The following is an 11,697-nucleotide window of genomic DNA, read 5'->3' on the forward strand; positions in this document are numbered from 1 at the left end:
ACGGGGAAATATAGAACGACCGCGAACCGGGTCAGCTTCCGGGTCGCGGTCGTTTCCTGTGGCGGAGAGGTGTCCCTCCGGGGCCTCGGTGGGCGGGTCAGGACTCGGGGTCCTCCTCCTGCCCGACGCCGATGAGCCCGACGATCCGTTCGAGGTCGTCCACCGTGGCGAACTCAATCGTGATCTTGCCCTTGTTCCGGCCGATGTCCACTTTGACGCGGGTGTCGAACCGGTCGGACAGACGGTCGGCGAGATCGGTCAGGGCGGGCGCGTGCGGCTTGGGTCGACGCCGGGCGGCCGGCGTCTTCGTGCCCTCCTCGCTGAGCGCCAGCGAGACGATCTCCTCGGTCGCCCGCACCGAGAGGCCCTCGGCCACGATGCGCAGCGCCAGCTGTTCCTGGGCCTCGGACTCGTCGAGACTCAGCAGGGCGCGGGCATGCCCGGCTGAGAGCACCCCGGCCGCCACCCGCCGTTGCACCTGCGGCGGCAGGTTGAGCAGTCGGATGGTGTTCGAGATCTGCGGACGGCTCCGCCCGATGCGCCGGGCCAGTTCCTCGTGGGTCGCCCCGAACTCCTCCAGCAGCTGCTGGTACGCGGCCGCCTCTTCGAGCGGGTTGAGGTTGGCCCGGTGGATGTTCTCCAGCAGCGCGTCCCGGAGCATCGCGTCGTCCCGGGTGTCCCGGACGATCGCGGGGATGCTCTCCCGGCCGACCGCCTGGGCAGCCCGCCACCGCCGCTCGCCCATCACCAGTTCGTACTTCTCGCCGTCGAGCTGGCGGACCACGATGGGCTGGAGGAAGCCGACCTGCTCGATCGAGGTTTTCAGCTCCTCCAGCGCCTCCTCGTCGAAGACCTGCCGGGGCTGCTTCGGGTTGGGAACGATCGAGTCGACCGGGATCTCGGCGAACCGGGCTCCCGGCACCGGGGAGAGCTGGACCGCTGCGGGTGCCTCCTCCGGTGTCGAGACGGGTGCCAACGGGGTACCGGTGGACGGGAGCGTGTCAACGGCAGGGTCGGCTGTGGCCGTGCCCACGGCCGGGGCGGCCTCTGGAGCGGGTGTGATCGTCGTGGTCTCCGGCGTCTCCACGGGACCGGTGGGGATCAGTGCCCCCAGCCCCCGACCCAGTCCGCCACGCGGACGGTTCTTCATGCGACGCCTCCCAGCGACTTGCCCGCACTACCCATTCCGGCTCACCGGCTCCTTGACTCCGCGCTCGGCGATCTCCTGCGCGGCGGCGAAGTAACTGGTGGCACCTCGTGAACCGGGATCGTAGGTCATCACCGACTGGCCGTAACTGGGGGCCTCGGAGACCCGTACGTTACGGGGAATGACCGCCTGGAGCACCTTCTCCCCGAAGTGGTTCCGGACGTCCTGCTCGACCGCGTCCGCCAGCCGGGTGCGCCGGTCGTACATGGTGAGCAGGATCGTGGAGACCTCGAGCATCGGGTTCAGATGCTTACGGACCAGGTTGATGTTGTTGATGAGCTGGTTCAGTCCCTCCAGGGCGTAGTACTCGCACTGGATCGGAATGAGCACCTCCTGCGCGGCCACCAACGCGTTCACCGTGAGCAGGCCGAGGGACGGCGGGCAGTCGATGAACACGTAGTCGAAGTGACCCGGGTAGGCAGCGATGGCGCGGGCCAGCCTCGACTCCCGGGCCACCACCGAAACCAACTCGATCTCGGCGCCCGCGAGGTCGATAGTGGCCGGTACGCACCACAGGTTCGGGATGCCCTCCACCCCTTGGGCCACCTCCTCCAGGGGCACGCTGTCGATCAGGCAGTCGTAGACGTCCGGCACACCGGTGTGGTGCGGGACGTTGAGCCCGGTCGAGGCGTTGCCCTGCGGGTCCAGGTCGACCACGAGGACCCGGTTTCCGTGCAGGGCGAGCGCCACCGCCAGGTTCACCGTGGTCGTGGTCTTCCCCACGCCACCCTTCTGGTTCGCGACGCACATCACCCGGGTCCGCTCGGGGCGCGGCATGGTGACCTCGCCACTGGGATTCAGGATCTGCACGGCGCGCATAGCCTCCATAGCCAACGGTGGGTCATCCTCTTCGCGCGTCGGAGTTTCACGTGAAACGTACGCGTCGCCGGCCGGTTCCCCGTGCGGAGAGCCGACCGACGACGTGGGCATGTCGATGGTGCCGAGTGGCGGTCCGGACACCGCCGCCGGACCGGGCTGGTGTGGCACGACAGGCGCCGGAGTGGGGTCGGGAAAGGCGAGCGCGTCGACGGCCCGGCGGACCGGCTCCGGATCCGTCGAGGAATCGGCCCGGTACATCCGACCGCGTCCGCGCTCCGCCCGCCGTGGCACGGGATCGCGGTCGACCGTGGACGGTCCACCGCCGTGGTTGGACACGGGCTGCCCGCCGTAGACGGTCCCGTCCCGGGGAGGGTCCGGGGCCCGGCCCACCGGCCCGGCGTCCTCCTGCTGCCCCGAAACCGGCCAGTTCACCGGATCGGTTTCACGTGAAACAGGGGCGGCCGTGGCGGGTTCTGCCCGTCGTCCGGTCACCCCGGGATCGTCGTACCTGCCGTCGTCATGCACCTGTCATCCCTGCCCGCTTCGGATGGTCGGTCCGCACACCGTCGCTGCCGCACGTGCCCGCTCCACGAAGCGTACGGCCCGGCGGGGGCGACCGGGACCCGGTGATCCGGCCGTCGTTCGCCCCACACTATCGACGCGCGGCCAGCCTACGGCGGACGGGCGGAGAAGGTCCATGCCGAGGATCTCAGCCGTCGATGGTCTCGCAAAGATTTCAACGACTCAACGGGTGACCGGACTACGGCCGAGCCCGCGCCTTCCCGCCGTTCCCACGGTCACTCAGCCCCACCGACACCGGCCGGGCGGGGGCCGGGATCAGCGTCCCCGCGACCGGCCGCCCCGACGCTTCGCCCGACGCGCTCCGCGTGCCGGGCCGACCACGCGTTCCCGCACGATCTCCACGACGGTCGTCGGTGGGTCGATCACGTCCACACCGCACCGGTGGATGGCTGGCTCACCACCACCGAGCCGCTCCACCGTGGCCGCGTGCTCGGCGATCTCGTCCGCGACCGAGGAACCCTTCAGCGCGACGAGTCGTCCACCCCGGACGGTCAACGGCAGGCACCAGGCGGCCAACCGGTCGAGAGGAGCCACCGCCCGCGCGGTGACCACGTCGGCGCGGAGCGGGTCGCCCCCACCGGGGCCGGCGGCGGCCTCCTCGGCTCGCCCCCGGAACACCCGGACCATCCGGGTCAGCCCGAGCCCCTGGACCGCCTCGATCAGGAAGGCGGTCCGGCGGGCGAGCGGTTCGACCAGCGTCACGTTCAGATCGGGACGGGCGATGGCGAGCACCAGACCGGGCAGCCCCGCGCCCGAGCCCACGTCGATGACGGTCGCGCCGTCGGGGATCCGCTCCGCCACCGCCGCACAGTTCAGCAGGTGCCGGTCCCAGATCCGGGGAGCCTCCCGGGGGCCGATCAGGCCGCGGACCACGCCCTCGGTGACGAGCAGTTCGGCGTACGCGGCGGCCAGGTCGAGCCGGTCACCGAAGAGGGTCCGCGCTGCCTCCGCCAGCTCCGGCGGCAGCACTGCGTCCTGGGGGGAGGGGAGGTCGGATGGTCGGGGGTCGACAGGCGACGGCCCGGGTGGCGTACCACCCGGGCCGGGAACGCCAGCCGTGGCGTCGGAGGTCACCAGATCAGTCCGCCGGCCGGACGATGATCCGCCGGTTGGGCTCGACACCCTCGGACTCGCTCTCCACACCGGCCATGGCGTTCACCACGTCGTGCACGCACTTGCGCTCGAACGCGGACATCGGCTCCAGCCGGACCGGCTCGCCGTACTCCTTGACCTTCTCCACCGCGTTCTTGGCGACGGCGGCCAGTTCCTTGCGACGGTTGGCCCGGTAGCCGCCGACGTCCAGCAGCAGCCGGCTCGGCGTACCGGTCTGCCGGAACACCGCCAGCCGGGTCAGTTCCTGGAGCGCCTCCAGGGTCGCGCCGCGCTGCCCGACCAGGTTCTGCAGGCGGGCACCGACCACCTCGACGACCGGCCGGCCACCCGACACCAGCTCGTCGATGTCCCCGTCGTAGTCGAGGATGTCGAGCAGACCCTCGACGTAGTCCGCCGCGATCTCGCTCTGCCGGAACAGGTCACCTTCCGCCGGGGCCTTCTTCCCGCGCGCCTCGCCCTCGGTCTCCTCGGTCTCGCTCTTCGCGATCGGAGCAGCGTCCTCGTCTGGGGACTGGTCAGCGCGCGGGATGCTGGTGTCGGTCACGGTTCATCTCCGTACTTCGTTCGGCCGGACCGTCGGGTCCGTTGGTTTCCCGGCGGCGGCGGAATTTCTCGCCGATGCCACCGGGCACGTCTGTACGGGCAGTGTCGCCCGTGACCGCGCGGTCGCGCGGCGGATCCGCCCGGCATCGGCCGTGAGCCGGTGGTACGGATCCGGCCGCCGCCGGGCAGGCCCGGCGGCGGCGCGTGGATCGTCAGCCCTGCCGCTTGGCAGGCCGGTTCTTCTTCGGGTTGACCGGCTTGGCGCCCGGCTTGGGACCGGCGACCTTGGGAGTGGAGGGCTTCACCGGGGCCGGCGCGGGCTTGGTACGGCCCAGAAGGGTCTTGGTCGGCTGCGGCGTGGTGCGGCCGGTGGTGCCCGTCTTGCCGGTCATGGTGGGCGGCGGCGGGTACTTGCGGAGCACCCACTGCTGCTGGCCGAGGGTGAAGAGGTTGTTGGTGACCCAGTAGATGATCACACCGATCGGGAAGATCGCGCCGGAGATCAACAGCGACAGCGGGATGCCGTAGAGCATCAGTCGCTGGATCATCCGCTGCTGCGGATCCTCCGCCCAACCGGTCTTGAGGATCATCTGGCGGCTGGTCAGGTAGGTGGTGCCCATCATGACCAGGACCAGGATGCCGGCGATGACCTTGACGGTGGTGCCGTTGGCACCGAGCCGGGACAACTCCTCGGCGGTGGAGCCGAACTTGCCCGCGATCGGTGCGGTGAAGAGCGAGGCCGCGGAGGCGCTCTCGAACTGCTCGACCGTCCAGCCGTACAGGGTCTTGCCCTGGTTGGCGGGGTCGAGGCGGCGGAGCACGTGGAAGAGACCGAGGAAGACGGGGATCTGGAGGAACATCGGAAGGCAGCCCATGAGCGGGTTGGCCTTTTCCTTCCGATAGAGCTCCATCATCTCCTTCTGGAGCGTCTCCCGGTCACCCTTGTGCTTCTCCTGGAGCGCCTTGACCTGCGGCTGCAACGCCTGCATGGCCCGCTGCGACTTGATCTGCTTGACGAAGATCGGGAAAAGGATCACCCGGACGGTGACCACCAGGAAGACGATGGCCAGGATCCAGGCCCAGTTCGTGCCCGCCACCGCGCCGTCCGCCACCCCGACGGCGTCCCAGGCCGAATGCCAGGCCAGCAGGATCCACGAGATCGCGTAGTAGATCCAGTCGAGACTCAATTCTCAGGCTCCAGTCTCATCGGCACGGCGGCGGCCGCCCGGCTCCGGCACCGGGTCATATCCACCGGGGTGGAAGGGATGGCAGCGCAACAGCCGCCGGATCGTCAGGACGGTCCCCCGGAACGCGCCGTGTCGGGTGACGGCCTCCAGACCGTACGCGCTGCACGACGGGTGGAACCGACAGCGGGCCGGCAGTGCCGGGCTTATCCAACGACGGTACGCGATGATGGGTCCGACCAGCATCCGGGCACCGAGTGTCGTGGGCCGGGGCGTGGCGGAACCGCTGCTCACCGGGACCGCCGGCTCCGGGACGCCCGCGCCGAGGCGACGGCCGCGTCCAGGTCGGCACCGAGCCGGGCGTGACTCGCCCCGGCCGCTGCGGGAAGTGCGCGTACCACGAGTGTGCTGCCGGGGGGCAGCGCGGCGAGCCGTTCCCGGACGAGGTGCCGTAGCCGTCGGCGGACCCGGTTGCGGACCACCGCGGGCCCTACCGCCTTGGACACGACGAAGCCGGCGCGGGTCGGTGCGGAGGAGTCCTCCGCGCCGACTGCCCGCGCCGGCTCCGGCGAAGACGGTGCCTCGGACCCGGGTGTCGGTGGCAGAGCCAGGTGGACGACAACCGCGCCACGGCCGGCGCGGCGCCCACCACGGATCGCTGCGGCGAAGTCGGTGCTGCGCCGCAGTCGCTGTGCGGCTGCCAGCACGACTGCCCACGTCCTCCGAACGGGCCCGGCCGGCGTCAGGCCGACAGGCGGGCGCGGCCCTTGGTGCGACGGGTCGAGATGATGGCGCGGCCGGCGCGGGTACGCATGCGCAGCCGGAAGCCGTGGGTCTTCGCGCGCCGGCGGTTGTTCGGCTGGAAGGTGCGCTTGCTCACGTCAGGCTCTCCGTTTTCCGTACGCCCCGCGCGGGGGATCGCTCGGGGTGTGTGGTGGTCCAGGCCGGTTGGTGGCCTACGATCGGCGCTGCCCGACGTTGCGGGACCTCGACGATGCGGGCACCACGACCGCGGACAGCAGGCACCCATCACCCTAGCAGAGGGCGACAGAGCAGCCGTTCCACCCTACGCAGGGCGGCAATGACCGTCAAACAACCCCGCCCCGCGCCCGGGGCGTCCGAACGGCACGACGCGCCCGGGGTGCAAGCGGTGGTTTTCGCTGATGCCGACAAGGGGCACACCGCCCCGCCGGTTGAAGCGGTGCGGACAACGCTGTTAGCGTGCGCGCTTGCGGTCAGGGTCGTGATCGGGGTCGGAATCCGGCGCCGCTGACAGGCAAGACCGGACCGGGCAATGGATCGTTCGGCACGGTGAACCCGCTTCAGCACCCGTTCAGGCAGGGGGCAGGTCCCACCCGCATCCGGCGGGCAGCCACAATCGGTCGGTACACAGGCTGTGGATAACTTGTGGATGGCGACCGGTCAGCCGTCCGGGCGGATGGTGTTTCAGCCGCTCAGACGCGGTGGCGGGCCCGGGACGGCCGACTGGGGGAACAGCGGCGGCCGGGAGCAGAGGCGAGGGGGTGGCACGACAGTGGCCGGAACGACCGACCTTGCCGCGGTGTGGACCGCGACGACGGACGAGCTCGCCGACGAGATCATCTCGGCTCAGCAACGTGCCTACCTGCGGCTGACCCGGCTGCGCGCGATCGTCGAGGACACCGCGCTGCTCTCCGTGCCCGACGCCTTCACCCGGGACGTGATCGAGTCCCGGCTCCGTCCGGCGATCACCGAGGCCCTGAGTCGCCGGCTGGGCCGGCCGATCCAGGTGGCGGTCACCGTCCGGGTCGCCGAGGACGGCGCGGGCCGCCCGGCGGGCACGGTGTACCACAGCGTGCCCGAGGCCGACACACCCGAACTGCCCTTCCCCGGCTACGACGCCACCTCCGTCCACGCCGAGGCGCCGGCCCCGTTCCGGGATGTCCCGTCCCCCGCGTTCCGTCCGGGCGACGAGGACGGCCCCGACCCGCAGGTCGATCCCGGCCGGGGCGGACCGGTCGGCGACGACGCCCGGCGGCTGATTCCCACCAGCCGGGGCAGTCAGGAAGCTCTCTTCACCGCGAGCTTCGCGGAGCCGTTGCGGGGCGGGCCGCCCGGGGTGGACCGGCGCGGCTACGACGACCGCGGTGACGGCGGCCCGGCACCGGGCCACCCGTACGACCAGCGATACCGCGACGACACCGGTCCGGTACGGGACCGGCTGCCCCGCGACGGCGGCACGGACAGCGGGCCGGGACGCGGTGGCGTGGACCACCGACCGGGTGGCCGGGACGACCGACGACTTCCCGGTGCGGCGGACACCGGTGGGAACCGGCTGAACCCGAAGTACATGTTCGAGACGTTCGTCATCGGCTCGTCGAACCGGTTCGCGCACGCGGCGAGCGTTGCGGTGGCCGAGTCGCCGGCCAAGGCGTACAACCCGCTGTTCATCTACGGCAGCTCGGGGCTGGGCAAGACCCACCTGCTGCACGCGATCGGGCACTACGCCACGACGCTGGGCAACGCCCGCTCGGTCCGGTACGTCTCGACCGAGGAGTTCACCAACGACTTCATCAACTCGCTGCGCGACGACAAGACCAGCGCGTTCCAGCGCCGCTACCGGGACGTCGACATCCTCCTGATCGACGACATCCAGTTCCTGGAGAACCGGGAGCGGACCCAGGAGGAGTTCTTCCACACCTTCAACACCCTGCACAACGCCAACAAGCAGATCGTGATCACCTCGGACCGGTCGCCGAAGCAGCTCGCCACCCTGGAGGACCGGCTGCGGACCCGGTTCGAGTGGGGGCTGCTGGCCGACATCCAGCCGCCGGACCTGGAGACCCGGATCGCCATCCTGCAGAAGAAGGCCGCCCAGGAGCGCCTGTACGCCCCACCGGACGTGCTGGAGTTCATCGCGTCGCGGGTGTCGAACTCGATCCGCGAGCTGGAGGGCGCGCTGATCCGGGTGACCGCGTTCGCCAGCCTCACCCGGTCCACGGTCGAACTCTCGCTCGCCGAGGAGGTGCTGCGGGACTTCATCCCGGACGGCGCCGGCCCGGAGATCACCGCCGACCAGATCATGGTCTCCACCGCCGACTACTTCGGCGTCAGCCTGGAGGACCTGCGCGGCCACTCCCGGTCCCGGGTGCTGGTCAACGCCCGGCAGGTCGCCATGTACCTCTGCCGCGAGCTGACGGACCTCTCGCTGCCCCGGATCGGCCAGGCGTTCGGTGGGCGGGACCACACCACCGTCATGCACGCGGACCGCAAGATCCGTCAGCAGATGGCCGAACGCCGCTCGCTCTACAACCAGATCGCCGAGCTGACCAACCGGATCAAGCAGACCTCCTGAGCCACGCACGACGGCGGGCCTGCCTCCCGCAGTCGGCCCGCCCGTCCCGTCAGCCTTCCACCAGCCGCCCGAACGGCACCGTCACCAACGCCCGGCCCGACGGCCGGGCGTTTTTCGTTCACCCGCTGGACGACACCCCGCGCGGTCTTCCGCTCCGTCGACGGCTGTGGACCACGTTCCGGGCGGTCCGGCGTACCCACAACGCCTTCCGGCTGTCCACAGCAAAGCCGAGTTGTCCACAGCAAGTTATCCACAGGGAGTGGATAACTACCGAACGCCTCCACCCGGTTACCCACAGGTTGTGGAAAAATCCTGGGGACGACACTGTGGATGGTTGTGGACAGTCTCTCGGTTATCCACCGGTCGCGGGCTGCCTGTGTACGACCTGTTGAAGGTTCTGTGGACAACGGCTACCGGAGCCGGTCTCCTTGTCCACAGGCCTGGGGAGAAAGTCCGTGGATAACCGGTGGATAACCGGTGGATGACGGTGGACAACGTCGCCCGAGACGGGGCCTGTGGACAAGTACGCGAGTTGTACCCATGGTTCTCCACAGGTAAACCACCGGTGGATAATCTGTCTGACCTGCGAAAACGCGACTTATCCACAGTTTGCACAGGTGCGATGAAGACGATGGGTTATCTCTTTGAAGAGAACAAAAACCAATCATCACCGTTGGACTTCCTGTGGATCGTTGCCTGCCGGCCCCCGACCGGAGCGGGTCGGCAGCAGAAGCACGGGGTCGGGCGCACAGCCGATGCCCACGCGCCCTAAGGTGCGATGGGTACCCGCACGGTCGGGCGGGACGGTGGGCAGCGGTCGGCATGAGAGAGTTGTCGCTGACGTCGACGCGGAGGCATTGATGAAGTTCCGAGTAGAGCGCGACGCGCTCGCCGAGGCTGTGGCGTGGACCGCGAAGAGCCTCCCCAACCGGCCGTCCGTACCGGTGCTCGCCGGGGTGATGCTCCGGGTGACCGACGGCAACCTGCAGGTCTCCGGCTTCGACTACGAGGTCTCCAGCCAGGTCACGGTCGAGGTGCAGGGCGACGCCGACGGTGCCGCGCTGGTCTCCGGTCGCCTGCTGGCCGAGATCACCAAGGCCCTGCCCGGCAAGCCGGTCGACATCGCCGCCGTCGGCGCGCACCTCGAACTGGTCTGCGGCAGTGCCCGGTTCACCCTGCCCACCATGCCGGTGGAGGACTACCCCTCCCTGCCGGAGATGCCGGAGAGCGCCGGCACCGTGGACGCCGCCGCCTTCGCCGCAGCGGTCGCCCAGGTCGCGGTCGCCGCCGGCCGGGACGAGACCCTGCCGATGATGACCGGCGTCCGGCTGGAGCTGAACGGCGACACCCTCGCCATGCTCGCCACCGATCGCTACCGCCTCGCCCTGCGCGAGATGCAGTGGCGGCCGGACGACGCCGGAGTCAGCATCAACGCCCTGGTCCCGGCCCGGACGCTGCATGACACCGCCAAGGCGCTCGGCCCGCTCGGCGGTGAGGTGACCCTGGCCCTGTCGCAGGGCGCGGCCGGCGAGGGGATGATCGGCTTCTCCGGCGGCACCCGGCGGACCACCAGCCGGCTGCTCGACGGCGCGAACTACCCGCCGGTCCGGTCGCTCTTCCCGCCGAGCCACAACGCCGAGGCGCGGGTGTCGGTGAGCACCCTGATCGAGGTGGTCAAGCGGGTTGCCCTGGTCGCCGAGCGGACCACTCCGGTGCTGCTCAGCTTCAGCTCCGACGGGCTGGTCGTGGAGGCCGGCGGCACCGAGGAGGCGCGGGCCAGCGAGGCCATGGACGCGACCTTCACCGGCGACGCGCTGACCGTCGGCTTCAATCCGCAGTACCTGATCGACGGCCTGGCGAACCTGGGCGCCCAGACCGCCATGCTCGCCTTCGTCGACGCGCTGAAGCCCGCCGTGATTTCTCCGGCCGGTGAGGATGGCGAGGTCATTCCGGGGTACCGGTACCTGATCATGCCGATCCGGGTCTCCCGCTGATCGCGCACACACCCCGAACCAGAACCACCGGAGGTAGGTACAGATGCAGCTCGGCCTGGTAGGACTCGGCCGCATGGGCGGCAACATGCGCGAGCGGCTGCGCGCCGCCGGGCACGAGGTGGTCGGCTTCGACCACAACGCGGAGCTGAGCGACGTCGCCTCCCTGGCGGAGCTGGTCGAGAAGCTGGCGGCACCGCGCGCGATCTGGGTGATGGTGCCCGCCGGGGTCACCGACGCCACCATCGACGAGCTGGCCGCCCTGCTGGGCGCCGGCGACATCATCATCGACGGCGGCAACTCCCGCTTCAGCGACGACGCCCCGCGGGCGGAGCGACTCGACGTACAGGGCATCGGCTACCTCGACGTCGGCGTCTCCGGCGGGGTGTGGGGCCGGCAGAACGGCTACGCGCTGATGGTGGGCGGCTCCGAGGAGCACGTCGCCCGGCTGATGCCGATCTTCGAGGCGCTCAAGCCGGAGGGCGAGTTCGGCTTCGTGCACGCCGGTCCGGTCGGTGCCGGGCACTACGCGAAGATGGTGCACAACGGCATCGAGTACGGCCTGATGCACGCCTACGCGGAGGGCTACGAGCTGCTCGCCGCGTCCGAGCTGGTGACCAACGTGCCCGGGGTCTTCAAGTCCTGGCGCGAGGGCACCGTGGTCCGCTCCTGGCTGCTCGACCTGCTCGACCGGGCCCTCGACGAGGACCCGGAGCTGGCCGAGCTGAGCGGCTACACCGAGGACACCGGCGAGGGCCGCTGGACGGTCGACGAGGCGGTCCGGCTCGCCGTGCCGCTGAACGTCATCACCGCCTCGCTCTTCGCCCGGTTCGCCTCCCGCCAGGACGACTCGCCCGCGATGAAGGCTGTCGCCGCGCTGCGCCAGCAGTTCGGCGGGCACGCCGTCCGCAAGCGCTGACCGGT

The 11,697-nt window shown here is 70.4% G+C and carries 11 protein-coding genes; 3 read left to right on the forward strand and 8 right to left on the reverse strand.

What is annotated here, in order from left to right:
- Positions 1–97 precede the first annotated feature (97 nt).
- The 8 genes from ACIBJE_RS18785 to rpmH all read right to left on the reverse strand — a co-directional run bounded on the left by ACIBJE_RS18785 (position 98) and on the right by rpmH (position 6,328).
- Positions 98–1,150, reverse strand: coding sequence for a ParB/RepB/Spo0J family partition protein (locus tag ACIBJE_RS18785; protein ID WP_396749914.1), 1,053 nt, complete (start codon positions 1,148–1,150; stop codon positions 98–100).
- A 27-nt stretch (positions 1,151–1,177) separates the two neighbouring features.
- Positions 1,178–2,551, reverse strand: a complete 1,374-nt coding sequence (locus ACIBJE_RS18790) for an AAA family ATPase (protein WP_396749916.1) — start codon at positions 2,549–2,551, stop codon at positions 1,178–1,180.
- Positions 2,552–2,863: 312 nt separating this feature from the next.
- The gene (gene rsmG / locus ACIBJE_RS18795) at positions 2,864–3,577 is read right to left on the reverse strand and encodes a 16S rRNA (guanine(527)-N(7))-methyltransferase RsmG (RefSeq protein WP_396749918.1); all 714 of its coding nucleotides are present in this window, start codon (positions 3,575–3,577) and stop codon (positions 2,864–2,866) included.
- Between the two features lie 109 nt (positions 3,578–3,686).
- Positions 3,687–4,265 (reverse strand): protein jag, encoded by a 579-nt coding sequence (locus ACIBJE_RS18800; protein WP_396749920.1) that lies wholly within the window; start codon positions 4,263–4,265, stop codon positions 3,687–3,689.
- A gap of 211 nt (positions 4,266–4,476) precedes the next feature.
- Positions 4,477–5,451 carry a membrane protein insertase YidC gene (gene yidC, locus ACIBJE_RS18805; protein WP_396749921.1) on the reverse strand — a complete coding sequence of 325 codons (975 nt, stop codon included), beginning with the start codon at positions 5,449–5,451 and terminating at the stop codon, positions 4,477–4,479.
- 3 nt (positions 5,452–5,454) lie between these two features.
- Positions 5,455–5,694, reverse strand: coding sequence for a membrane protein insertion efficiency factor YidD (gene yidD, locus ACIBJE_RS18810; protein WP_396749923.1), 240 nt, complete (start codon positions 5,692–5,694; stop codon positions 5,455–5,457).
- A 44-nt stretch (positions 5,695–5,738) separates the two neighbouring features.
- Entirely contained in the window at positions 5,739–6,155 is a 417-nt protein-coding gene (rnpA, locus tag ACIBJE_RS18815) for a ribonuclease P protein component (RefSeq protein WP_396749925.1), read from the reverse strand.
- A gap of 35 nt (positions 6,156–6,190) precedes the next feature.
- Complete coding sequence (rpmH, locus tag ACIBJE_RS18820) at positions 6,191–6,328, reverse strand: 50S ribosomal protein L34 (protein WP_357138246.1); 138 nt, start codon at positions 6,326–6,328, stop codon at positions 6,191–6,193.
- 558 nt (positions 6,329–6,886) lie between these two features.
- Here rpmH and dnaA point away from each other — a divergent pair.
- The 3 genes from dnaA to gnd all read left to right on the forward strand — a co-directional run bounded on the left by dnaA (position 6,887) and on the right by gnd (position 11,692).
- Positions 6,887–8,782, forward strand: a complete 1,896-nt coding sequence (gene dnaA / locus ACIBJE_RS18825; protein ID WP_396750108.1) for a chromosomal replication initiator protein DnaA — start codon at positions 6,887–6,889, stop codon at positions 8,780–8,782.
- Positions 8,783–9,642: 860 nt separating this feature from the next.
- Positions 9,643–10,776, forward strand: a complete 1,134-nt coding sequence (dnaN, locus tag ACIBJE_RS18830; protein ID WP_377661899.1) for a DNA polymerase III subunit beta — start codon at positions 9,643–9,645, stop codon at positions 10,774–10,776.
- Positions 10,777–10,819: 43 nt separating this feature from the next.
- Entirely contained in the window at positions 10,820–11,692 is an 873-nt protein-coding gene (gene gnd, locus ACIBJE_RS18835; RefSeq protein WP_396749928.1) for a phosphogluconate dehydrogenase (NAD(+)-dependent, decarboxylating), read from the forward strand.
- The last annotated feature ends 5 nt before the right edge of the window (positions 11,693–11,697 follow it).

The organism is Micromonospora sp. NPDC050187 (assembly GCF_044459745.1).
Classification (GTDB): Bacteria; Actinomycetota; Actinomycetes; order Mycobacteriales; family Micromonosporaceae; genus Micromonospora.